Origin of the sequence: Ferrimonas gelatinilytica (genome assembly GCF_039544205.1) — a bacterium.
Classification (GTDB): domain Bacteria; phylum Pseudomonadota; class Gammaproteobacteria; order Enterobacterales; family Shewanellaceae; genus Ferrimonas; species Ferrimonas gelatinilytica.
The window spans coordinates 141711-162288 of sequence record NZ_BAABLF010000008.1 but is presented as its reverse complement, the minus strand read 5'-3'; the positions used below and the strand labels follow the sequence as shown (position 1 = coordinate 162288).

24 protein-coding genes are annotated in these 20578 nt (G+C 61.2%); 12 read left to right on the top strand and 12 right to left on the bottom strand.

The annotated features are described in order from the left end of the window. The first annotated feature begins 53 nt into the window (after nucleotides 1–53). The 3 genes from proB (at nucleotide 54) to ABD997_RS08005 (ending at nucleotide 3259) form a co-directional block, all read left to right on the top strand. On the top strand, nucleotides 54–1166 hold the full coding sequence (gene proB, locus ABD997_RS08015) for a glutamate 5-kinase (RefSeq protein ID WP_345316492.1): 1113 nt from the start codon (nucleotides 54–56) through the stop codon (nucleotides 1164–1166). Next, nucleotides 1163–2419: a glutamate-5-semialdehyde dehydrogenase gene (locus tag ABD997_RS08010; protein WP_345316491.1), complete on the top strand. Its 1257-nt coding sequence runs from the start codon at nucleotides 1163–1165 to the stop codon at nucleotides 2417–2419. The genes proB and ABD997_RS08010 overlap by 4 nt, the downstream gene beginning before the upstream one ends. Before the next feature lie 171 nt (nucleotides 2420–2590). Further along, a complete protein-coding gene (locus tag ABD997_RS08005) occupies nucleotides 2591–3259 on the top strand; it encodes a DUF998 domain-containing protein (RefSeq protein WP_345316490.1) in 669 nt (222 codons plus the stop codon). Nucleotides 3260–3278: 19 nt separating this feature from the next. Here the strand turns inward: ABD997_RS08005 and ABD997_RS08000 are convergent, their stop codons facing one another. Both ABD997_RS08000 and ubiU read right to left on the bottom strand, forming a co-directional pair. Beyond that, the gene (locus tag ABD997_RS08000; protein ID WP_345316489.1) at nucleotides 3279–4163 is read right to left on the bottom strand and encodes a U32 family peptidase; all 885 of its coding nucleotides are present in this window, start codon (nucleotides 4161–4163) and stop codon (nucleotides 3279–3281) included. A 34-nt stretch (nucleotides 4164–4197) separates the two neighbouring features. Beyond that, on the bottom strand, nucleotides 4198–5193 hold the full coding sequence (gene ubiU / locus ABD997_RS07995) for a ubiquinone anaerobic biosynthesis protein UbiU (RefSeq protein ID WP_345316488.1): 996 nt from the start codon (nucleotides 5191–5193) through the stop codon (nucleotides 4198–4200). Nucleotides 5194–5328: 135 nt separating this feature from the next. On the opposite strand from ubiU, the gene ubiT reads away from it, so the two are divergent. Next, a complete protein-coding gene (gene ubiT / locus ABD997_RS07990; RefSeq protein ID WP_345316487.1) occupies nucleotides 5329–5817 on the top strand; it encodes a ubiquinone anaerobic biosynthesis accessory factor UbiT in 489 nt (162 codons plus the stop codon). 102 nt (nucleotides 5818–5919) lie between these two features. Here the strand turns inward: ubiT and ABD997_RS07985 are convergent, their stop codons facing one another. Both ABD997_RS07985 and trhP read right to left on the bottom strand, forming a co-directional pair. Further along, nucleotides 5920–6171, bottom strand: coding sequence for a YfhL family 4Fe-4S dicluster ferredoxin (locus tag ABD997_RS07985; protein ID WP_345316486.1), 252 nt, complete (start codon nucleotides 6169–6171; stop codon nucleotides 5920–5922). Between the two features lie 3 nt (nucleotides 6172–6174). Further along, nucleotides 6175–7539, bottom strand: a complete 1365-nt coding sequence (gene trhP / locus ABD997_RS07980; protein ID WP_345316485.1) for a prephenate-dependent tRNA uridine(34) hydroxylase TrhP — start codon at nucleotides 7537–7539, stop codon at nucleotides 6175–6177. A gap of 137 nt (nucleotides 7540–7676) precedes the next feature. Here trhP and ABD997_RS07975 point away from each other — a divergent pair, with 137 nt between their 5' ends. Beyond that, the gene (locus ABD997_RS07975; RefSeq protein ID WP_345316484.1) at nucleotides 7677–8537 is read left to right on the top strand and encodes an HDOD domain-containing protein; all 861 of its coding nucleotides are present in this window, start codon (nucleotides 7677–7679) and stop codon (nucleotides 8535–8537) included. A 32-nt stretch (nucleotides 8538–8569) separates the two neighbouring features. On the opposite strand, the gene queF is transcribed toward ABD997_RS07975, so the two are convergent. Next, nucleotides 8570–9427 (bottom strand): NADPH-dependent 7-cyano-7-deazaguanine reductase QueF, encoded by an 858-nt coding sequence (gene queF / locus ABD997_RS07970; RefSeq protein WP_345316586.1) that lies wholly within the window; start codon nucleotides 9425–9427, stop codon nucleotides 8570–8572. Between the two features lie 60 nt (nucleotides 9428–9487). On the opposite strand from queF, the gene syd reads away from it, so the two are divergent. Then, nucleotides 9488–10120 carry a SecY-interacting protein gene (gene syd, locus ABD997_RS07965; protein ID WP_345316483.1) on the top strand — a complete coding sequence of 211 codons (633 nt, stop codon included), beginning with the start codon at nucleotides 9488–9490 and terminating at the stop codon, nucleotides 10118–10120. A 177-nt stretch (nucleotides 10121–10297) separates the two neighbouring features. On the opposite strand, the gene exaC is transcribed toward syd, so the two are convergent. From exaC to ABD997_RS07950, 3 genes are all read right to left on the bottom strand, one after another. Continuing rightward, nucleotides 10298–11818: an acetaldehyde dehydrogenase ExaC gene (gene exaC / locus ABD997_RS07960; protein WP_345316482.1), complete on the bottom strand. Its 1521-nt coding sequence runs from the start codon at nucleotides 11816–11818 to the stop codon at nucleotides 10298–10300. A gap of 81 nt (nucleotides 11819–11899) precedes the next feature. After that, complete coding sequence (locus ABD997_RS07955; RefSeq protein WP_345316481.1) at nucleotides 11900–12682, bottom strand: Zn-ribbon-containing protein; 783 nt, start codon at nucleotides 12680–12682, stop codon at nucleotides 11900–11902. Nucleotides 12683–12766: 84 nt separating this feature from the next. Continuing rightward, the gene (locus tag ABD997_RS07950; RefSeq protein WP_345316480.1) at nucleotides 12767–13069 is read right to left on the bottom strand and encodes a bZIP transcription factor; all 303 of its coding nucleotides are present in this window, start codon (nucleotides 13067–13069) and stop codon (nucleotides 12767–12769) included. Between the two features lie 162 nt (nucleotides 13070–13231). On the opposite strand from ABD997_RS07950, the gene ABD997_RS07945 reads away from it, so the two are divergent. Then, the gene (locus ABD997_RS07945) at nucleotides 13232–13609 is read left to right on the top strand and encodes a DUF3192 domain-containing protein (RefSeq protein ID WP_345316479.1); all 378 of its coding nucleotides are present in this window, start codon (nucleotides 13232–13234) and stop codon (nucleotides 13607–13609) included. Nucleotides 13610–13633: 24 nt separating this feature from the next. On the opposite strand, the gene ABD997_RS07940 is transcribed toward ABD997_RS07945, so the two are convergent. Further along, nucleotides 13634–13864 carry a DUF2789 domain-containing protein gene (locus tag ABD997_RS07940; protein ID WP_345316478.1) on the bottom strand — a complete coding sequence of 77 codons (231 nt, stop codon included), beginning with the start codon at nucleotides 13862–13864 and terminating at the stop codon, nucleotides 13634–13636. 77 nt (nucleotides 13865–13941) lie between these two features. On the opposite strand from ABD997_RS07940, the gene ABD997_RS07935 reads away from it, so the two are divergent. Further along, complete coding sequence (locus ABD997_RS07935) at nucleotides 13942–14559, top strand: GNAT family N-acetyltransferase (RefSeq protein WP_345316477.1); 618 nt, start codon at nucleotides 13942–13944, stop codon at nucleotides 14557–14559. 1268 nt (nucleotides 14560–15827) lie between these two features. Here ABD997_RS07935 and ABD997_RS07930 read toward each other — a convergent pair. Both ABD997_RS07930 and ABD997_RS07925 read right to left on the bottom strand, forming a co-directional pair. Then, nucleotides 15828–16238 carry a DUF3301 domain-containing protein gene (locus ABD997_RS07930; protein WP_345316476.1) on the bottom strand — a complete coding sequence of 137 codons (411 nt, stop codon included), beginning with the start codon at nucleotides 16236–16238 and terminating at the stop codon, nucleotides 15828–15830. Beyond that, on the bottom strand, nucleotides 16231–17259 hold the full coding sequence (locus tag ABD997_RS07925) for a DUF3549 family protein (RefSeq protein WP_345316475.1): 1029 nt from the start codon (nucleotides 17257–17259) through the stop codon (nucleotides 16231–16233). The genes ABD997_RS07930 and ABD997_RS07925 overlap by 8 nt, the downstream gene beginning before the upstream one ends. Nucleotides 17260–17354: 95 nt before the next feature. On the opposite strand from ABD997_RS07925, the gene ABD997_RS07920 reads away from it, so the two are divergent. Continuing rightward, nucleotides 17355–17699, top strand: coding sequence for a YqcC family protein (locus tag ABD997_RS07920; RefSeq protein WP_345316474.1), 345 nt, complete (start codon nucleotides 17355–17357; stop codon nucleotides 17697–17699). Beyond that, a complete protein-coding gene (gene truC / locus ABD997_RS07915; RefSeq protein WP_345316473.1) occupies nucleotides 17696–18439 on the top strand; it encodes a tRNA pseudouridine(65) synthase TruC in 744 nt (247 codons plus the stop codon). Before ABD997_RS07920 ends, truC begins: the two co-directional genes overlap by 4 nt. Here truC and ABD997_RS07910 read toward each other — a convergent pair. Beyond that, entirely contained in the window at nucleotides 18429–18563 is a 135-nt protein-coding gene (locus ABD997_RS07910) for a hypothetical protein (RefSeq protein ID WP_345316472.1), read from the bottom strand. The two genes, truC and ABD997_RS07910, sit on opposite strands and share 11 nt — an antisense overlap. A gap of 84 nt (nucleotides 18564–18647) precedes the next feature. Here ABD997_RS07910 and ABD997_RS07905 point away from each other — a divergent pair, with 84 nt between their 5' ends. Together ABD997_RS07905 and ABD997_RS07900 are read left to right on the top strand one after the other, a co-directional pair. Continuing rightward, nucleotides 18648–19124: a flavodoxin gene (locus ABD997_RS07905; RefSeq protein WP_345316471.1), complete on the top strand. Its 477-nt coding sequence runs from the start codon at nucleotides 18648–18650 to the stop codon at nucleotides 19122–19124. After that, complete coding sequence (locus ABD997_RS07900) at nucleotides 19124–20551, top strand: PTS transporter subunit EIIC (RefSeq protein ID WP_345316470.1); 1428 nt, start codon at nucleotides 19124–19126, stop codon at nucleotides 20549–20551. The genes ABD997_RS07905 and ABD997_RS07900 overlap by 1 nt, the downstream gene beginning before the upstream one ends. Nucleotides 20552–20578: the final 27 nt, after the last annotated feature.

Below are 20578 nucleotides of genomic sequence, written 5' to 3'. Positions count from 1 at the left end.
GGAAAATTACGGTAACTTAGCTAAATCGTTACCCGTCGCAGAATCAGGATCCGATGAACAACAGATTGCCCAGCCGAATCGTGGTGAAACTGGGAACCAGCGTGCTGACCTCCGGCAGCCCCAGGCTGGATCGCGCCCACATGGTGGAGCTGGTGCGCCAGATGGCGCGGCTGCACCAGGCGGGGGTGGAGATCGTCCTGGTAACCTCAGGGGCGATCGCCGCAGGGCGGGAGCACTTGGGCTTTCCACAGCTTGCGGACTCCCTCTCCTCCAAGCAGATGCTGGCGGCGGTGGGTCAGAGCCAACTGATCCGCGCCTGGGAAACCCTCTTCAACCTCTATGGCCTGCACGTCGGGCAGATCCTGCTGACCCGGGCGGACCTGGACGACCGTGAGCGTTACCTCAACGCCCGGGATACCCTGCATGCCCTGCTGGACCACCGGGTGATCCCGATCATCAACGAAAACGACGCTGTGGCGATCGCCGAGATCAAGGTGGGAGACAATGACAATCTCTCCGCCCTGGCTGCGTTGCTGGCGGAGGCGGATCTGCTGATGCTGCTGACGGATCAGCAGGGGCTCTATGATGCCGATCCCCGTGGCAACCCCGATGCTAAGTTGATCCCCGAGGTGCACCGCATCGACGAATCCCTGCGCGCCCTGGCGGGCGGCAGCGGCACCAACCTGGGCACCGGCGGCATGGCCACCAAGCTGCAGGCCGCCGATGTCGCCAACCGGGCCGGGATCCCGGCGGTAGTGGCCAGTGGCCATGTCGAGGGGGTGATCGAACGACTCTGTGCCGGCGAAGCATTGGGAACCCGTTTCGTCCCCCAAAGCTCCCTGCTGGATGGTCGTAAGCGCTGGATTTTGGCGGGCCCGCCTCCCTGCGGTGCCCTGCGATTGGATGAGGGCGCGGTGGAAGCGCTGTGTCGCAAGGGCTCCAGCCTTCTGGCCAAAGGGGTACTGGCGGTGGAGGGGGAGTTTGTCCGTGGTGCGACGCTGGTGCTGGCGGATCGCCGTGGCCGTCCGGTGGCCCGCGGGATCAGCCGCTACGGCGCCCAGGAGATCGAACGCCTGATGGGGCATCACTCAAAAGATATTGAAGCAACCCTGGGCTACAGCCATGGCCCGGCGTTGATCCACAGAAATGACCTGGTGGTGTTATGACTGAGAATCCCTTGCTGGCCATGGGCCAGGCTGCACGAAAGGCCAGCTATGCCCTGATGGGGCTGGGTGGCGAGGCCAAGAATCGACTGCTGGCCGCCATCGCGGCACGGTTGCTGCAGGATGAGGCCGCCATCCTGGCGGCGAATGCGGAGGATATGGCTGCGGCGCAAGCGGCCGGACTCAGCGGTGCCATGCTGGATCGGCTGCAGCTGACCCCGGAGCGCCTGGCGGCAATCCGGGCTGACATTGAGACGGTGATCGCCCTGGCGGATCCCGTGGGGGAGGAGCTGGAGAGTCGCCTGCTGGACAACGGGATGCGCCTTTCCCGTCGGCGTATCCCCCTGGGGGTGGTCGGGGTGATCTACGAAGCCCGACCCAATGTCACCATCGACGTGGCGGTTCTGGCGCTGAAAACTGGCAATGCGGCCATCTTGCGCGGCGGCAAGGAGACGGTCCGTTCCAACCGGGCCCTGCTGGCCTCGCTGCATGCCGCCCTAGAGGCCCGCAACCTGCCTACCGCGGCGATCCAGTTGATCGACAATCCGGACCGGGGACTGGTGACTGCTCTGCTGCAGCTGGATCACTACGTGGACATGCTGATCCCCCGTGGTGGCGCCGGGTTGCACCGACTCTGTATCGAGCACTCCCGCATCCCGGTGATCACCGGTGGCATCGGGATCTGCCACATGTTCGTGGACAGGGCGGCCCGGTTATCGTCGGTGGCGGAGTTGGTGATCAACGCCAAGGTGCAGCGGCCGACGGTGTGTAACGCCCTGGACACCCTGCTGGTACACAAGGCGATCGTTGCCGAACTGCTGCCCGGCCTGGCCAAGGCGCTGCAGGATCAGGGGGTGACCCTGAAGGCCTGCCCTGAGGCACTGGCCCATATCGGGGCACTCGCCGAGGTGGCGGGGCCGGAGGACTTCGACCAGGAGTGGTTATCGCTGGTTCTGGGGATCAAGGTGGTCGAGGATGTCGAGGCTGCGATCGATCATATCCGGGCCCACTCCAGTGATCACTCCGAGAGCATCCTGACCGATGACCTGGCGACCGCAGAGCGCTTTGTCAACGCCATCAACTCGGCGGCGGTGTACGTCAACGCCAGCACCCGATTCACTGATGGTAGCCAGTTTGGACTGGGTGCCGAGGTGGCGGTGAGCACCCAGAAACTCCATGCCCGCGGCCCCATGGGACTGGATGCCCTGACCACCTACAAGTGGATCGGCCAGGGCCACTACACGGCGCGCAGCTAGCACCTCGGTATCCCGTTGCCGAGAGAGGGAACGTCTCCGCTGGTGGTTGAATCCGCCTTGGCAGTCGCTTGTGCGGCCGTCAGCAGCAGGGCGGGAGACGAGAGATTTGCTGCGTTTTTCGGCGCTGCACATTAGAGTAGGGGGAAGATTCAGTGGGGGTCAGCGGAGAAGATGGCGCAAACGGGTGACCAATTCCTGTCCAGGCTGGGCAATCGCCTGGGGATTATCGGCCTCTTATTGCTGGTGATCCCGCCGCTGTTGGCGGGTTGGGTTTACCGGGGTGAAGCGGGGGAGCGGTTCAGCTTCCTCACCCATACCCTGTCGGAGCTGGGGCGGTACGACACCTCCTCCCTGGCAGTGCTGGTCAATGGTGGGATGTTTTTCGGCGGTCTGGCACTGCTGGTCAGTTTCAGTTCCCGTCGTTGGCATCGCCACTCGGCGCCCATCTCCTGGTCGTTGAAACTGTCCGGTATCCTGCTGTCGCTGTCGGTGGCCGCCTGCGGTCTGTTCCCGGTCAACGTGGGGCAGCTGCACAGCGACGCGATGACCGCCCTTTACCTGATGACCCCCATTAGCGCCGTGCTTTACTGCTTTGCCATCTTAAAGGAGAGCCCGCCGCGCTGGGGCATGCTGCCGGCGCTGGCAGCAACAGGCTGTGCGCTTTCGATGCTGGCGGATCCCCGACGGGACCTGCTGCTGATGGACCGTTACGCCTACGGACTCTTCGGTGCCGACCGTCCCACGCTCTGGTGGCCGGCACTCAACGGCTGGCTGCTGCTGCTGTTTGTCGGGATCTGGCTGCTCTATGCCCTGGTGCTGATCCAACGAAGTAACGGTTGAATCGGGCTCTATCCCCCCCTTAATCCCCGTGAAGGGCGAAATCCCCTTCGGGTCGCTGCCAGAAATGGCGGATCCCCGGCTCCGGCGGGGTAAAGGCGTCTTCCTGCTGGGCCAGCGCCCGCTGCAGGTCCTTCAGCCAGGGCTGCGCCCCCTGCGGACCGGGATCCACCCTCAGCCACTCCACGCCTAACGCCCTGAGCAGTGCCAGCTCGCCGAGCAGATCCTGGGGACGGTGTCCGTGGACCTGTACGCCATTGAGGGTGAGCAACGGCTGCTGCTCCAGGGTTTCCACCGGTAGGGCGCCCTGCTGCTGGCAGACCTTGTTGCATCGCTGACGGTTACGACCAGCAACACGGGCACTGCTGCAGCGGGCGGATACCGCCAGCACCGGCCGGCCATAGCCCAGTATCTCTAAGCTAAAACGGTCTCGCAGTTGCGCCGCCTGGCACTGGGCCATCAGGGTCGCCAGGGTATCCGCTGCCATCTCCATCGGTGGCTGGTAGCCAACCATCCCCAGGGAGAGGAGCCAGCGGATCCCATCCAGGTTGTAGATATTGAGGCCGGCACCGGCAATGAACGGCAGACCATGCTGATGGGCCAGGGCGACCCCCGCCATGTCGTGGGCCTCCAGCGGGAACTCGTTCTGGCGGCAGACGCCGCGGACGAGGGCCAGGTCGGCCTCGCTGGCGACCATGTTGAGGCTGGCCAATACCACCTCTTTACCGGCAGCCTTGAGCGCCTGGGCGTGTTCGAGCAGGGTTCTTGGGGCCATTCTGTCTCTCAGCCGACAGACGGTTTCTCCCAAAACGATACGTTCTGCCGGACTGGCCTGTGCCTGTGCTAGCCAGCTTTGCTGGGCTTGGCGATCCATAGGCCACCAGTTCGGGGCAAGGCTCAGTCTCATGGGGTTAACTCCTGTTTCTGTCATCATCCGCCTCCTACTGCCAGCCGCTCAGGTAGGGGCCTGTGGTCAGCGCCTGGCCTTCGGAAAGGGCGCGCAAGCGGCGCTGCCAGCTGGGATCCGGGCGGTACTGATCGCCCTGCTGGTTGAACCGGTCGATCGCCTCGCGCCAGATGGTGGTGATCTGCTGACTGTAGGCGGGACTGCGCTGACGTCCCTCCAGCTTGAGGGCATGGATCCCGAGACGGGCCATCTGCGGGAGTAGCGGCAGCGTCGAGAGGGAGCAGGGACGGCTGATGGCATGCTGGGCCTTGCCATCAACCCGGTACCGCCCCTTGCAGACCGTCGGGTAGCCACCGGGTTCCCCCGGTGCAACGCGGTCGAGGAGGGCCCCGCCGAGGCGCACCTCGCGTCCATCCGGGCGCTCCTGCCACTGCACCAGGCTGGCCGGCGAGCAGGCGCCGCCACTGTTGGGGGAGTGACCGCTGACCCAGCTTGAGAGCTGGCAGCGCCCCTCTGCCATGACGCAGAGACTGCCGGAGGCGAACACCTCCAGCTCCACCGGACTCTCCGCGGCGATCGCCTCGATCTGGGTCATATCCAACACCCGGGGAAGCACCGCCCGGGTGATGCCGAACGCCTCATGGTAGAGACGCAGGCTGGGCAGGTTGGCGGCACTGGCCTGCACCGACAGGTGGCGTTCGGTTTCGGGGTGGTGTTTGGCGGCGTAGGCCAACAGGCCGGGGTCGGCCATGATCACCGCGCTGACGCCCGCCTCGCAGGCAGCATCCACCGCCCGGTGCCAGCGCTGCTCCTGGCCCGGTTGGGGATAGGTATTGATCGCCACGTAGAGTTTGCGCTGACGCTGTCGGCACAGATCCGCGGCGCTGCCTAACTGTGCCGGGGTGAAGTTGAGGCCGGCGAAGCGGCGGGCATTGGTGTCGTCCTTCAGGCCGACATAGACGGCGTCGGCGCCGGCCTCCAGGGTCGGCAGCAGGCTGGCTGGGGTGCCAACCGGAGCAAGCAGTTCCATGTTGCAGTTATCATTTTGATTCTTTGTGCGACAAGGGTATCAGTCTGCTCCTGCCGTTTATTTGATGTAGGCCCGATTATTCGCTTGTTAGCTTGGTTATTATTCGCATAAGTTGCTGAAATTTTGGATCTCAATATGCTCACCCCACCCATTGCTCCCCTGCGTCGAACCCTGTTGCCCCTGCTGCAGAACCATTTCTCCGCGGCGATCGCCGCCCATGAACTGGATTTTCTGGAGGGACGACGGGTTGCAGTGGCGGTGTTTGAGCTGCCCTTTGCACTGCAGCTGGGGTTTGAGCAGGGCCGGCTGACCCTGTGCTGGGAGGATGGCAGTGCCGAGGCGACGATGAGTGGTGACGCTGCGGCGCTGCTGGCGGTGGGCACCGGCCGCTATGATGGCGATGCGCTGTTTTTCCAGCGGCGCCTGGCGATGGAGGGGGACACCGAGTTGGCGTTGGAGGTGAAAAGCCTTCTCTCTCGCTACCCCCTGATGGATCTACCAGCGCAGTTGCTGACGCTGGGGCGCTCCCTAAAGGCGCAGTGGCCAAGGCTGCCACGCCCTTCGACCGGGCCTCTGAAACGAGCGCTGCAAACGCTGCATACCGGCGTTGGCACAACGGATTGACGGTGCATCAAGACCCAAAAACGGGGCCTCATCTTAGGGGCCCCGTTTTTTGTTTCGAGTCGATAATTCCGAGCTGTTAATTTCGAGCCGCCGGTTTCGAGCCTAGGCCTTGCCGGTGAGGATCAGGAACTTGGCCATCAGGGTGTCGGCGTCTTCCAACCGCTCCGGGTCCGGATCGATGCAGTCGATGGGACAGACCCTGACACAGGTAGGCTTATCGTAGTGGCCCACGCACTCGGTACAGCGGTCAGGATCGATCTCGTAGATCTCCTCGCCCATGGCGATGGCGTCATTGGGACACTCCGGCTCGCACATGTCGCAGTTGATGCAGGTGTCGAGGATCTTCAGGGCCATGGGTTACGCCTTCTGCTCCGCCAGCGGGTTGACCGCCTTGGGGTTGCGTGTGGTCTGGCCCTCATCGAGATTGCGCATCAGGATGGCGTGGGAGAGATCCAGCGACTCATTGACCGGCAGGTAAACGGTGTGGCCGTTACCCGGTGCCACCTCGACGCTTTCGCCTTTGCGGTTCTCGATATGGCCCAGCCGCAGGTTGAGGTTGCCTTGGGGGGTCATGAGCTCGACGCCGTTACCCACCTCGAAGCGGTTCTTCACTAGCACCTCCGCCAAACCGGCCGCATTGCGTTCGCCGGTAAACTCGCCGACAAACTGCTGCTTGTCAGAGACAGAGTAGCCGTAATCGTAGTTCTGGTAACTGTCATGGGTGTGGCGACGCAGGAAACCTTCGGTGTAGCCACGGTGCGCCAGGGACTCGAGCCCTGCCATCAGGGAGGGGTCGAAGGGCCGGCCGGCGGCGGCATCGTCGATCGCCTTGCGGTAGAGTTGGGCGGTGCGTGCCACGTAATAGAAACTCTTGGTTCGGCCCTCGATCTTAAGGCTGTGAACCCCCATCTTGCTCAGGCGCTCGACATGCTGGATCGCCCTAAGATCCTTGGAGTTCATGATGTAGGTACCGTGCTCATCTTCAAACGCCGGCATGTATTCACCGGGCCGATTTGCCTCCTGCAGCAGCACCACCTGGTCACTGGGTTTCCCCTGGCCCAGGGTCGGGTCAACCGCGACAACATCCCCGCTCTCGTTCTCCTTGGCTTCATGCACGTCGTACTTCCAGCGACAAGCGTTGGTGCAGGTGCCCTGGTTGGGGTCGCGCTTATTGATGTAGCCGGAGAGCAGACAACGACCGGAGTAAGCCATGCAGAGGGCGCCGTGGACAAACACCTCCAGCTCCATCTCCGGGCAGCGCATACGGATCTCCTCGATCTCATCCAGGGAGAGCTCGCGGGAGAGGATCACCCGCTCGATACCCTGCTGCTGCCAGAACTTGACTGAAGCCCAGTTGATGGCGTTGGCCTGAACGGAGAGGTGGATCGGCTGGTCCGGCCACTGCTCCTTAACCATCATGATCAGGCCGGGATCGGACATGATCAGGGCATCCGGGCCCATATCGACCACGGGTGTGAGGTCACGAATAAAAGTTTTTAGCTTGGCGTTGTGCGGTGAAATGTTGGACACCACATAGAGTTTTTTGCCAAGCTGATGTGCTTCTTGGATCCCGGTGGCAAGATTCTCAAGGTTAAAGTCGTTGTTGCGAACCCGCAGACTGTAACGGGGCTGGCCGGCGTATACGGCATCGGCGCCATAGGCAAAGGCGTAGCGCATGTTTTTCAGTGTGCCGGCGGGAGAAAGCAGTTCGGGTTTCAACATGGGTGACCTCAGGGGCATTCAGTGCGGCGGGCATTCTACTGCCGGCCAGACGCTGTTGCAAATGTAGACAAGTGGGCGCTGTGCCCGGTTCCCTTCGGTGACTGCCGTAAGGGACTCAAGGAAGAGATAAAACGACGATGGCAACGGAAAGGGCGATGTTGATCCAGCTGGTGCAGATGATCAACGACGATAAAATGGTATTGCCAAGCCTGCCGGAAGTGGCGATGAATGTTCGCAACCTGGCGGTGACCAAGAGCGTCGCACTGGAGAGACTGGTCCAGGAGATCAATAAAGACCCCGCCCTGGCCGCACGAATGGTGGCGCTGGCCAACTCCGCCGGCTTCGGCGGAGATCGCCAGGCTGACAGCCTCAGCAAAGCCGCCAAACGCCTGGGAGAGGAGCTGCTGCGGAACCAGGCCTCCGCAGCGGCTATGCATCAACTGTTCTTCACTGAGCAACCCACCGCCTGGGAGGTGCTGGAGACGCTCTGGCAGAGCAATATCGAGGTGGCCAGCTGTGCCCTTGGGGTGCTGGCCTGTCAACATGAGCAGGGCAGCCTGCTGCACCTCAATAGCGATACCCTGTTGCTGGCCTGCCAGGTCCACAATATCGGTGCCTTGCCCCTGATAAAGCAGTTTGAGCGCTACCCCCATCTCTTTACCGACCACGAGCGCCTGATGCGGGTGATCGAGCGGCTTAGTCCCCAGTTGGGGGAAGCGGTACTGAAGCACTGGAACTTTCCGCCGGAGCTGGTGGAAACGGCGCGCTACTGGGCCGATCTCAGCTACCAGACCCCAAGCCACAGCTACCTGGACCTGGTTCGCCTGGCTGCCATCTACAGCCGCAAGCTGGTGCTGGTAGATCCGCTCCCCTCGACCCTGGATCTGTTTGTCCGCAAAGGGGTGATCCCCAACCTCGAGCTGTTTGGCAAAGAGACCTACTTCATGACTTACAACGAAGTGATGAGGAACCTGGCACGGAGCACGGAAACGGCCTGAGCCATCTGACCCGAGTCGCCGGAGGCTCCCGGTCACTGGCGGGCAAGGCGGGTGTTGTGGCCCGGAACCGGTTCAAAATCGGATCGGAACGGGTTGATATCCAGGCCACCGCGCCGCGTGTAGCGGGCGTAGACGCTGAGCTTGTCACAGTGGCAGTAGCGCTTCAGGTCTATGAAGATCCGCTCCACGCATTGCTCATGAAACTCGTTGTGCTGGCGGAAACTGATCAGGTAGCGCAGCAGGGCTTCATGGTCGATCTTCGGCCCCTGGTACCGGATCTGGACGCTGCCCCAGTCCGGCTGGGAGGTGATCAGGCAGTTGGACTTGAGCAGATCACTGCGCAGGGTTTCCGAGACCCACTCGCCCCGGGCCGCCTCCTCCAGGTAGTCGGGACGAAAATCGTAGTTGTCGATGGCGATATCGAGCTCATCAATACACTCCCCCTCCAGCTCCACCAGGCCCTGTCGGGCAAACGCCTGTGGCCGCACCAGCTCAACCTCCACCTCCCCCTCGGCACAGACGCTGAGATCCCGCTGCAGGCGCTCCGTTAGCTCGGCCATGGAGGCGATACGGGTCTGGTTGAAGCTGTTGAGGTAGAGCTTGAAGGATTTGGATTCCACCAGGTTGGTGCTGGTGGCCGGCAGGCGAAAGTGGGCGATGGCCACCATCGGCTTCCCCTTGGCGTTGAGCCAGGAGAGCTCGAAGCCGGTCCAGAGATCTGCCCCACCGAAGGGCAGGGGGCCACTGAGGCCCAGTGCGTCCCGGTTCAGGCTGCGGGGGACCGCCTGCAACAGGCTGGGATCGTACTGGTCGTGGTACTGGGTGCGTTGGCCGAGGGTCAGGCCGTTGAGGGCGTCCGCGCCCTTGTAGGGATCGTGGTGTGACATGATCATCTCAATTCGTGACACAATATGGCATCAGTTTACCGTAATTCACCCAGTAAGAGGCCCATGATGCCGGAATCTCCCCTGTCCCATTTCATTCAGCGTTACCTTCAGGCCTGGCAGAGGAGCCTGGGAACTCTGCCCGCTTGCGAGCAGGATGAGCCGGGGCCGGCGCTGCAGGGCAGGGACGAGGAGGGGAGGGCTCTGTGGCAGCCGGTGGCCCAGCAGCCCCAGGTTCGCTTCGATAATATCGAGGCCGCGTTGTCCCTGACGCTCCATCCGTCGGTGAGCGCCCACTACGGCCAATTTTTTGCCGGGCCGCTGCAGTTTGACGCGGAATTTGGCCAGGGGGAGTTGCTGCAGCTTTGGAGCCCGGAGGAGCTGCCCCGATTGCAGGAGAACCTGATAGGTCACCTGATGATGAAGCGCAGCCTCAAACAGCCTGCCACGATCTTTATCGGCCTCCTGGGCGAGGGGGAAGAGATGCTGGTGCTGGAAAACGAGAGTGGCAGCGTGTGGTTGGAGATCCCGGGTCAACTCCCCCATCAACGTTTGGCGGAGAGTCTTGAGGGGCTGCTGTCTCAGTTGTCGCCCCGGGTGGCTTTGCCGCCGATGACGGCCGAAGAGGCAGTGCCGGATGAAGCGCCGGGTCTATTGCCCAGGCTGAAACGGATGTGGTCTCACCTGCGCCGGGGGTGATATCAGCTGTTGCCCTCAGGGGCGGCTCCTGACTCAGGCCGGGCCGCGCAGCCAGATAGGCCACCGCGTGGCATTGAGCTATGGACGCTGCCGATGGCCACAAAATTATGGCCAAAGCGCCATAAAGATGGGGGCCCAGAGGCCCCCATGGATGACGGGTTCTAAGGCACAGGGTCGTTAGAAAAAGCCCAATGGGTTGGGGTCGTAACTGATCAGCAGGTTCTTGGTCTGTTGGTAGTTCCCCAGTGCCTTGAGGTGGGTCTCGCGGCCGATGCCGGAGCGCTTATAGCCACCGAAGGCGGCGTGGGCCGGGTAGAGGTGGTAGCAGTTGATCCACACCCGTCCGGCCTGGATCCCCCGTCCCATGCGGTAAGCCCGGTTCTGATCCCGGGTCCAGACTCCGGCGCCCAGGCCGTACTGGGTGTCATTGGCGATGGCCAGGGCTTCCGCCTCATCCTCGAAGGTGGTTATCCCCAGGGTTGGGCCAAAGATCTCCTCCTGGAAGACCCGCATCTTGTTCTCGCCCTTGAGCAAGGTGGGCTGCACATAGAAGCCGTTTGCCAAATCCGGCGTGACCTTGGCTGCCTCACCTCCCAACAGGAACTCCGCCCCTTCGTTCTGGGCAATCTCCATGTAGGAGAGGATCTTGTCGAACTGCTCCTGGGATACCTGGGCGCCAACCTGGGTCTCGGTATCCAGCGGGTTGCCCTGGCGGATCTGCCGGGCCCGGTCGAGCAGGCGCTCGATAAACTGCGGATAGATGGAGGATTGGACCAGCGCCCGAGAGGGGCAGGTACACACCTCCCCCTGGTTGAAAAAGCCCAGTAGCAAGCCTTCCAGGCACTTGTCGAAGAAGGCGTCGTCCTCGGCCATCACATCCTCGAAATAGATGTTGGGGGATTTGCCCCCCAGCTCCAGGGTGACCGGGATCAGGGAGTCGGCACCGCAGCGCATGATCTGCTGTCCGACGGCGGTGGACCCGGTAAAGGCCAGCTTGGCGATGCGGTTCGAGGTGGCCAGGGCAGCTCCTGCCTCCTCGCCCATGCCGTTGACCACGTTAACGACGCCAGGGGGGATCAGATCACCGATCAGCTCCATCAGCACCAGGATGGAGATAGGGGTCTGCTCTGCCGGTTTAAGTACCACGCTGCAGCCCGCCGCCAGGGCGGGGCCCAGTTTCCATGCGGCCATCAACAGGGGAAAGTTCCAGGGGATGATCTGGCCCACCACGCCCAGAGGCTCGTGGAAGTGGTAGGCGGTGGTGTGCTCATCAATCTCGCCCAGGCTGCCCTCCTGGGCCCTTATCGCACCGGCGAAATAGCGAAAATGGTCGACGCAGAGGGGCAGGTCAGCGTTAAGGGTTTCGCGGATCGCCTTACCATTTTCCCAGGTTTCCACGTACGCCAAGGTTTCCGCGTGCTGCTCGATGCGGTCGGCGATCTTCAGCAGCAGGTTGCTGCGCTCGGTGGGGCTGCGTTTGCCCCAGTCGGCCTGGGCGGCATGGGCCGCATCCAGCGCCAGGTTGATGTCGTCGGCGTCAGAGCGGGCCACGGCGGCAATCACCGAGCCATCCACCGGGGAGATATCGTCGAAGTAGCGGCCATTAACCGGCGCGACCCATTGGCCGTTGATGAAATTGTGATATTGGGACTGGAACTGGAATGGGGCACCCTCGGTGCCGGGCTTGGCGTAGATCATGTCGCTTCCTTTCTGACTGAGAGGGAGTGATCACCCTGCGCGCAAACGCCTCTGTGGTTAATTCGACCTTAGTCGACTCCGTCAGCCATGCTGCAGATCCCAGGAGAGATTAGAGACCAGGCGACAGGGTTCGCACTTGAAGGCGAAGAGATCGTGCTGCGGGGATTCCAGTGCCCAGTCTCGGCTGCCGCAGCGTGGGCAGGGGCGCTCCCGCTCCTCCTCCAGGCTGCTGCCCCCGACCCGGTAGAGGTAGTAGTAAGTGGGCACCTTGGTGAGGTACTCCAGTCGACCTCGGAGATCCCAGCCCCGGCGAAACAGGACACTCTCTACCGATGCGATCTCATTCAGGGCCGCATGCTCCACCGCACCACTGCCGGCCATCTGCAGCTCGTCACAGGCTTGCCACTCCGTCTGCCACTTGATCAGCGCCTTGTGATCGCCATTGAAGCTGGCGGGCAGGCGGTAGAGGGGAACCGGTTGAAAGCTGTCCCCATCGCGAACCGGAGAGCTGCTATGCACATAGGTGGTATAAAGCACCTGCCAGTTGACCGGGGCCTGATCGGCACAATGGTCGGCGTTGATGTCACGTCCCAGCAGCTTGAAACGGGGCTGGAGCAGCTTGGCTTCGGTCAGCTGGGCCAGAGCATGACGGCCCCAGGAACTGGTGTGGCGGTGTTCCAGGCTGTCCCGCCCCGGGCACATCACACGTAGGCGAAACTCCGCTTCCTGCTGCACCAGCGGAAACTCCCGTCCCAATACCTGACCGTTGTTGCGCCACGCCTCCATCAGTCCATTGATCGCTTGTTCCACCGCGGTGAGGGTGGTGTCGGCAAAACATTCGAATCGGACTTCAGCTAGGTACATGGGAGCTCCCGACGGTTCACTGGAAAAAGGGGCGTCAGTATAGGGCGGTTGTCTGTGCCCGCCAACTGGAAGCCCCCAGGGGAGTTATTTCTGCCGGGCCAGCAGTTGGGCAATCTCTGCCTGCAGCTGCGTTACCAGCGCTTCCAGTGTCGCCACCCTGTGCTCAAGCTCTTCAAGATCTGAAGCGCTTGATGGACCGGCTTCGGGGGCGGCGGGCATGGTCTGTGGTGCCTCGGCAAAGGCGTCCGGATTGGCCTTGTAACTTTGCAAGGCGCTGATCAGCATGGGGAGAGGAAAACGATGCCCGGTTTGCTTTTTCAACAGGGCCAGGGTGGGGCCGGTGTCGTGCAGGCGGCAAAGTGCGGCGCGAATTTCAGGTTCCATCATGTTCGGGCAAAACCGTTAGTGAATTTCGCTAAGAGTTTGCCTGATTGAAAACTGTAAGCGCAACGGGAAATAATTATACCATTGATTTAAAGGTGATTTTCGTGGTTGGCACGACTTTTGTTATAAGCACTGCGAACCCTTAATGAACACAGGATGTCAACGATGAAAAAAACCATACTTGCGGCCACCCTTGCGGCGATGGCGATCACCAGTTTAAGCGGTTGCGTGGTAAAGGTGGGCGGTGACGGCGGCTGGGACGCGGATCACCTGAGCAGCTGGGAGAAGCAACAGGAGCGCAATCGTAAGAACCTGGCCCAGATCAGCCTGGGTATGACCGTGGACCAGGTGCGCGTCATTATGGGTACCGCAGATTTCAACGAAGTCTATCAGAAGGATCAAGGGGTGGTTCAGGTACTGTATTACCGAACCCATCGCCTACACGGAGATGGCGTAACCGAGAAGGAGGAGTGCACACCGGTGGTTTTCCGTGACGGTGCCGTCACCGGTTGGGGTGAAACCGCGGTGAACTTGGCTATCTGATCGCCTCCCGGGCCGCGAGTCTCCCTATCCCCGCAGCAGGGTGTCCAGAATATCGATGGTTTCTACCCACTCGGCATCCTGCTGCTTCTCCTCCCTGAGAAATGCCCGTTGTGACGGTGTCCAGAATGGGGCCTCCTCTAAAGCCTGCTCCGGCGCCAGCCGGTGGGTTGAGATGAAGTGGTCCATCGCGGTTTGCTCCGGATCCAGTCCCAATTGTTCAAAAAGGTGGGTTAAGTCTGTGGGTGTGGTGTCCATCGATTGCTCCTGAGCTTGATTTTTACCTAAGTTTTGACCGATGTTTGCATTGGTCAAGTTTTCATCAGGAGAGTGCCATGGAGCCGGCGGTTGCCCCCTCACCGGAAGTGCGTTATCTCAGTGCGGATGATCTTCGTGTCGCCGCGTCCCTTCTGCTTCAGGCATATCGAGATGATCCCTTTTTTCGTTCCGTTTTCCCTGCGGATAACTATGAGCAGCGCCTGCGTGCGGCGATCCGGGAGGAGTTGCATGAGTTGTGGCAGCGCGAGCAGATCTTTGTCGGCCTGGAACTGGAGGGTGCCCTTGTGGGCGTGGCGTCTCTGCTCGACGGGGCTTACCCGCTGGGCCAGGAACGTTTCTGGAACTGGCGTCTGAAGATGGCGCTCGGAACTGGCTGGAGCGGCGCCCGTCAATGGATGGCGCGGGAGCAGGAGATCCTCGAGCGCCTGGATTTCGATCGTACCCATCTGCTGCAGTTTGTGGCTGTGGCCCCGGCCTACCGTCGACGCGGCTATGGTGCTCAGCTACTGAGCTCGGTCATTGCACTGGAGCGAGAGCGACACATCAATGGGCTCGCCACAATGATCTATTGGCCCACCCTGAAGCCTCTGTTTGAGAGCCTTGGCTTTAATCCCATCGCTGAGTTGAATGTTGGTCAGGTGACCGGAAGCTTGTATCAGGCTGATTTAAGGTGAAGGATCTCTGATATCTCGTGTAAGAGATTGTCCATTTCCCTTGGGAGAGTATTGCCCGTCAGGGTCCCGAGTTCTTGCCGGTCTTTTATTTTATCTCGATGTAAGTCAAAGGTTTCGTAGTGGTGTACGGAGCGTTCTTTGGTTGCGGGCCCGTAGCGTTTGAGTAAAGGGGTTGTGGTCAGGGTGGATTTGCATAGAATGGGAGACACCAAGGAGCGGTAACTGGTTTCATGGCTTGTCTGACAAGGAGTTGGCCTGCTGGGAAATGAGTGAGTGGCGTGCTGTTACCACAGGGAGTGGGACAGGAACGGATACTCAGGCGGATGGGGATGTTCGCCGCAGGGAGGAAAACGCGCAGTTTCGATTGTGCGCTGAGTGCCAGGATGATGCTCTGCCAGGATGGTTAGAACGGTTTGTTCAGGGAATGCTGATGGAACAGCCAAGGATGATGCAGGGATTGGCAAGTGACGCAGGGATGGGCCAGGGAGTGGCGCCAATTTAAGCGGGATAGCTTGACACGTACCTTAAGGGCCGCAACTTTGTTGCGGCCCGCTTTTTTATGGCCCGGTCTCTTATCGGCGCCAGCATCTCTTCTTCGCATGACCAGCTTGTCCGCTACCGTTCTTTAACGCGGCGACTTAACCCGATGATTGTTGAGTCGAATTTCTCTTTACCCTGTAAGAAAATGTCCCGCCGAAGCGGTGTGGTTATCGTGCTTTGATAAGTCAAATTTTTGATTTTTAAAGACATTTATCCCGGTTGACGGTTGTGCCTTGGATTTCAGATAAAAAACCTTTTGTTAACATTGGGTTGTTTGTCGATATCACTGAACTAGACTCTGGTTTTGTCAGGAAACGACAGATAACCCTTCGGTGGCAGCAGGATGCGGTCATCGAAACAATGGGTTAATCAAGGAAGATGTAGGACCGCTCCAGGATGGAGCATGTTCGGCCGCAGGATGGGGCCGTCACAAGGAAGTGAGTACGTTGAGCGTGTTGGCCACCAGGGATAGGCAGGATGCCGAGGGTGGCACACCCCAGGGAAGGGGACTTCGCAGGAGCGGGGACACGGGAGTACAGGGAAGCTGATGGATCAGCTAAGGAAAGTGCAAGGAGCATCGGTACGCAAGGAGGATGCAGGGAGCATCAATTCAACACGGATAGTTGGCGTAGATGTGGTACCCGAACCGCAACAGGTAACTGTTGCGGTTCTTTTTTTTGCTTGTTTATGCGGTGAAGTTCAGCGAGAGGGCACACTGGCGAGGAGAGTCAGCAGCGTTTTGAGCCGCAGCTGCTTTTACTGCCGCAACCACTACTGCTGCAGCTCCCCATGCCTATCCGTCCCCGGTTGGCGGGAGCTTGTTGCCATTCCGGCTCCGGGTAGAGTGGCAGTGTTGCCTCATTCAGTCGCGGCCCCAGAAACGCCATTTTGGCGGTCAGGCTGTTGAGGCCATCGGTACTGAATTCGACCTGGTATTCGGTGCGCCAGCCCAGCCCATGCCCCGGGATTTTGCCAAGTCTGGCTTTGACTCGGGCGACATTGAGCAGCTGCAGTCGCCGCTGTTGGCACAGCCGCTGGGCGTGAAAGCCCGCGGCTTCAGAGATCTGTCGCAGTTGCCAGAACAGCATGGCGATTACGCCACAGCAGAGCAGTAGCATCAGTTCCATCAGGCTAAACATGGTTGCGGCTCCTCAGGGTTTGGCGCAGGCACAGGATCGCATCGGCCAGTGCTTTGGGGCGTGCGGGATCCTGCACCAGGGCCAGGATGGCCCCCCGAAGCTGGGGAATGGCGACCAGATCAACAAAGATCTGTTCGAATGTTTCTGACCGGGCCTCGGCCAAGTGCCCAAGGTATCGATTCAGGCGCCCGGGATCCAGCCCCTGCCAGAGCCGAGCGGCGATGGCGATCAACGTCTCGTCATCCAGCGTCGGTTGGTCCAGCAGGAGATCCAGCCCCTGCTGACGCTGCAGGGGGCAGCCGGCGATGGCCCGGATAGCCATCAGGCGCTGCGGCCCCGAGGTTTCCTGCATTGCCAGCATCAGCCAGGCGTCGGCGAGGGCATCGTTCAGGGAGAGGTGTTCGCAGACGCTGGCAAAGGCGTGCCGTGGCTCCGGCGGAAGGGTTTTCAGTGTTTCGACAACCTGTGGGATGTCTTGAGGCGGGAAACGGCAGAGGTAGTCCGCGAACCCCTGAAGGCCGAGCTGTGGCCACTGCTGAGGGTCGCTGTGCCCACAGAGGTAGGCCTGCACCGGGGCACAGTGGACAGTGGGCGGCTGCGCCAGCTGTTGCCGAACGCGAGCGTGGAACAGCGCCATCTTTTCCTGGGTAGGCGTGAAGGTGAAAGGGTTGTTGTTCAACCGCTCCTGCTGCTCCGGTGCCATTGCCGCTGCGGGATCCTGACCCAGGGCCTCCACCACCATCTGCAGGAACTGACTGCGCGCCGCCGGGTTGAGTTTTCCCTGTTCATCCAGCGGCAGCTTGAGAAACCAGACAAAGTGCTGAGTCGAGCGCTGGGGATCCCAAAACAGGATCCCAAGCCAAGCATGCTGGGCCCGGGGGTAGGGGTAGGGTTGCTCGGTGGCTTCGAAGCGCTGGAACAGTGTGGGGTCCAGGGGAACCACTCGGCGTCCCAAATCGTAAACCTGATACTGCACGCCGGCTTGAGTGAGAAACTGGTCGAGTGTGGTAAGACTTTCCATGACACGGCTCGTGGGAAATTTGGGCCATTATAGGTGGCTCATCCGCCGGATGGTATGATCCCGCGCCCAGCCTTTTGCCCTTTTGTGGAGCGCTTATGACGAGTGATGGATCCGAAGCCCTGTATCATGCGGTGGCGGACCAGTTGTTGGTCCTCGAACGGCTGATGCGAGAGGCGGAGCTTTGGCAAGCCGCGCCGCCGGATGCGGCGGCGCTGGCCAGTCCACTGCCATTTTGTGTGGATACCCTCAGGTTCGAGCAGTGGCTGCAATTTCTCTTTGTCCCGCGGATGCGTCTTCTGGTGGCAGAGCGGCGGAGCCTGCCCACAGCCATTGCCTTAAAACCCATGGCCGAGGAGGCGTTTCGCAACCACCCCCAGTGCCAGCTCCTGATTGCCCATCTTGGGCGCCTGGATCTCTGCCTGTCGCAGGGGGGCCGATGATCCCGATTCTTTACGAGGATGAGGATTTGGTCGCGGTGCACAAGCCCTCGGGTCTTTTGGTGCACCGTAGCTGGCTGGATCGTCACGAAACGCAGTTTGCCATGCAGATGACCCGCGACCAGGTTGGCTGCCACGTGTTTCCGGTCCACCGCCTGGACCGTCCTACATCCGGGGTACTGCTCTTTGCCAAGAGTGCATTAATGGCCCGTCGGTTGTCGGAGCAGTTTGCCGCTCATCAGGTTGAAAAGGTGTATCTTGCCCTGTGCCGGGGCCACCTCAATGAAGCGGGGACGCTGGATTACCCCCTGAAAGAGGAGCTGGATGCCATCGCGGATAAACATGCGAAGCAGGATAAACCGCCCCAGGAGGCGGTGACCCACTTTGCACCGTTGCGTCAGGTTGAGCTGCCGATCCCGGTCAGTCGTTATCCCAGTGCCCGCTATACCTTGATGGAGTTAAGGCCGCAGACGGGGCGCAAACACCAGTTACGCCGCCATATGGCGCATCTGCGTCACCCCATCGTGGGTGATACCACCCATGGGTGTCGTCACCATAACAAGCTTTATCGGGAAGCGTTCGGTATCCAGCGACTTTGGCTCGTTGCCAAGGCAATGGGGTTACGGCATCCGCGCAGCGAGGATCCGCTTTGGATCGAATGCGATCTGGAGCCGGAGTGGCAGCCGCTACTGCAACGTTTTGGTTGGCCGACGGATTCCGGTGCCTACCGGGTCAGGACTTAGTGCGCGGGTAGACGATAGGCGCGTGCTCCTTCTGCTCAGTCACGAAGAAGACGTTGCGCCGGATGCGACGGCGAACGCAGACATGGCGATGGATATGACGACGTCGTAAACTGCGCTGATGCATGACCGGGCTCCTGGTTGGCGTATTGCGCACCGTCGATCCTTACAGTAAGTTGACAGCAGAGGATATGCAACTAGGGGATGGACAATGGCGGTAATCTCGCTGGCGGTGGGGACGGTTTATGGCGCCTCGGAATTCGTGGCGGAACAGGTGGCTGATGCCCTGAAACAGGCGGGCCATGAGGTGCACTGGATCGAATCGGACAGTGCCAGCGCCATCAGTGAGCAGGAGGAGACGCCCCTGCTGGTGATCACCTCCACAACCGGATCCGGCGATCTCCCGGACAATATCCTTCCCCTCTTCCTGGATCTGAAAGACCAGGCGCCCTACCTGCCGCAGCTGCATTATGGCGTGATCGCGCTGGGCGACAGCAGTTACGGTGAGACCTTCTGTGGCGGTGGTCGCCAGTTCGATGAGTTGCTCACCGAATTGGGGGCCCGACGTATCGGCGCCCGCTTGCAGATCGATGCTACGGAAACCATGGAGCCGGAGCGCCTGGCCCTGGCCTGGTTGCCCCAGTGGCTTTCGCAGTTGACCTCGGCGTTGGCCACGGCCGACGAGTGATGTTTAAAAACTGGTTTCATCGGCTCCAGCGTGTCGGCAAGGCGCTGATGGTGCCGGTGGCCGTGCTTCCTATCGCCGGGCTCTTGGTCGGGATAGGAACCAGCCCCATCCCCTTCATTCCCCCCCTGCTGGCAGAGTTTGCGCTCCATTGTGGTGCCGCAGTCTTTGAGTTTCTTCCCCTGCTGTTCGCCATCGCCGTGGCACTCACTTTTTGCCACCAGGACGGTGTGGGCGCGCTGGCGGCGGTGACGGGCTACGCCGCGATGCTGGCGGCACTGGAGGTGCTGGCACAGCATTACGGCTGGAAAACGGTCCCGATCATGGGGTTTGAAGCGGTCAATACCGGTGTTCTTGGGGGAGTGATTGTCGGATTGATGACCAGTGCGGTCTATCGTCGCTTCCACGATGTCCAACTGCCCGAGGCCCTGGCTTTTTTCTCCGGTCGTCGGTTGGTGGCGCTGCTGACGGTTCCCGGTGGCATGCTGCTGGCGGGACTCTTTGCGCTGTTCTGGCCACGTCTGCAGGGCGGTCTGGATCTGTTCTCCCAATGGGTGCTGTATCAGCAACCGGTCCTGGCCTGGGGGCTTTATGGCACCGTGGAGCGGTTACTCATTCCCCTGGGGTTGCACCATATCTGGAACCTGCCGTTTTTCTATGAGGTGGGGCAGTACGCGGTCTATCCGGATTATTCGGTCAATGGGGAGATCACCCGCTTCCTGGCCGGGGACCCTAACGCCGGGCACCTAGCGGGTGGCTACCTGATCAAGATGTGGGGATTGCCGGCGGCGGCGCTGGCTATCTGGCGCAGCGCCGAACCCCGACAGCGCCGGCAGACCGCAGGAATCATGCTGTCCGCCGCATTTACCTGCTGGCTGACCGGCGTCACCGAGCCGGTGGAGTTTGCCTTTCTTTTTGCTGCGCCGGGTCTGTTCGTGCTCCATGCTCTGCTGACCGGCCTTGCCTACATGGTGACGACCGCGGTGGGGATCCACCACGGTATGGTGTTCTCCCAGGGGTTACTGGATTTCCTTCTTTACCTGCACCTGAGCCGCAACGTCGTTGACCTGGTCTGGCTGGGCCCCCTGTTTGCCGTGGTGTATTACACCCTGTTTCGTATCGTCATCGTGCGGTTCAAGCTGTTGACCCCCGGGCGCACGCCGCGCAGCGGCCGCAACCTGGCGACCGCGCCGGTGGCGGCGTTGTTGAAGGCGCTGGGGGGCGGGAAGAACCTGAAGTCCGTGGACGCCTGCCTGACGCGCCTGCGCCTGTCACTGTACCAACCTGAGCGGCTGGATGCGGAGCGCCTGAAACGCCTTGGCGCCAAGGCGGTGATCCAGCACGGTGAGGGGGTCCAGGTGGTGGTGGGGACCCAGGCCGAGGAGCTGCGAAAGGCACTGCAGAATGCCCTGAACGGGCGACGGAAATGACGACGCCCCGGGGATTAGGCCGGGGCG

Excerpts from the sequence above, each read along its gene's own strand:
- proB (WP_345316492.1), top strand. The coding sequence starts at position 54 with ATGAACAACAGATTGCCCAGCCGAATCGTGGTGAAACTGGGAACCAGC.
- ABD997_RS08010 (WP_345316491.1), top strand. The coding sequence starts at position 1,163 with ATGACTGAGAATCCCTTGCTGGCCATGGGCCAGGCTGCACGAAAGGCC.
- ABD997_RS08005 (WP_345316490.1), top strand. The coding sequence starts at position 2,591 with ATGGCGCAAACGGGTGACCAATTCCTGTCCAGGCTGGGCAATCGCCTG.
- ABD997_RS08000 (WP_345316489.1), bottom strand. The coding sequence starts at position 4,163 with ATGAGACTGAGCCTTGCCCCGAACTGGTGGCCTATGGATCGCCAAGCC.
- ubiU (WP_345316488.1), bottom strand. The coding sequence starts at position 5,193 with ATGGAACTGCTTGCTCCGGTTGGCACCCCAGCCAGCCTGCTGCCGACC.
- ubiT (WP_345316487.1), top strand. The coding sequence starts at position 5,329 with ATGCTCACCCCACCCATTGCTCCCCTGCGTCGAACCCTGTTGCCCCTG.
- ABD997_RS07985 (WP_345316486.1), bottom strand. The coding sequence starts at position 6,171 with ATGGCCCTGAAGATCCTCGACACCTGCATCAACTGCGACATGTGCGAG.
- trhP (WP_345316485.1), bottom strand. The coding sequence starts at position 7,539 with ATGTTGAAACCCGAACTGCTTTCTCCCGCCGGCACACTGAAAAACATG.
- ABD997_RS07975 (WP_345316484.1), top strand. The coding sequence starts at position 7,677 with ATGGCAACGGAAAGGGCGATGTTGATCCAGCTGGTGCAGATGATCAAC.
- syd (WP_345316483.1), top strand. The coding sequence starts at position 9,488 with ATGATGCCGGAATCTCCCCTGTCCCATTTCATTCAGCGTTACCTTCAG.
- exaC (WP_345316482.1), bottom strand. The coding sequence starts at position 11,818 with ATGATCTACGCCAAGCCCGGCACCGAGGGTGCCCCATTCCAGTTCCAG.
- ABD997_RS07955 (WP_345316481.1), bottom strand. The coding sequence starts at position 12,682 with ATGTACCTAGCTGAAGTCCGATTCGAATGTTTTGCCGACACCACCCTC.
- ABD997_RS07950 (WP_345316480.1), bottom strand. The coding sequence starts at position 13,069 with ATGATGGAACCTGAAATTCGCGCCGCACTTTGCCGCCTGCACGACACC.
- ABD997_RS07945 (WP_345316479.1), top strand. The coding sequence starts at position 13,232 with ATGAAAAAAACCATACTTGCGGCCACCCTTGCGGCGATGGCGATCACC.
- ABD997_RS07940 (WP_345316478.1), bottom strand. The coding sequence starts at position 13,864 with ATGGACACCACACCCACAGACTTAACCCACCTTTTTGAACAATTGGGA.
- ABD997_RS07935 (WP_345316477.1), top strand. The coding sequence starts at position 13,942 with ATGGAGCCGGCGGTTGCCCCCTCACCGGAAGTGCGTTATCTCAGTGCG.
- ABD997_RS07930 (WP_345316476.1), bottom strand. The coding sequence starts at position 16,238 with ATGTTTAGCCTGATGGAACTGATGCTACTGCTCTGCTGTGGCGTAATC.
- ABD997_RS07925 (WP_345316475.1), bottom strand. The coding sequence starts at position 17,259 with ATGGAAAGTCTTACCACACTCGACCAGTTTCTCACTCAAGCCGGCGTG.
- ABD997_RS07920 (WP_345316474.1), top strand. The coding sequence starts at position 17,355 with ATGACGAGTGATGGATCCGAAGCCCTGTATCATGCGGTGGCGGACCAG.
- truC (WP_345316473.1), top strand. The coding sequence starts at position 17,696 with ATGATCCCGATTCTTTACGAGGATGAGGATTTGGTCGCGGTGCACAAG.
- ABD997_RS07910 (WP_345316472.1), bottom strand. The coding sequence starts at position 18,563 with ATGCATCAGCGCAGTTTACGACGTCGTCATATCCATCGCCATGTCTGC.
- ABD997_RS07905 (WP_345316471.1), top strand. The coding sequence starts at position 18,648 with ATGGCGGTAATCTCGCTGGCGGTGGGGACGGTTTATGGCGCCTCGGAA.
- ABD997_RS07900 (WP_345316470.1), top strand. The coding sequence starts at position 19,124 with ATGTTTAAAAACTGGTTTCATCGGCTCCAGCGTGTCGGCAAGGCGCTG.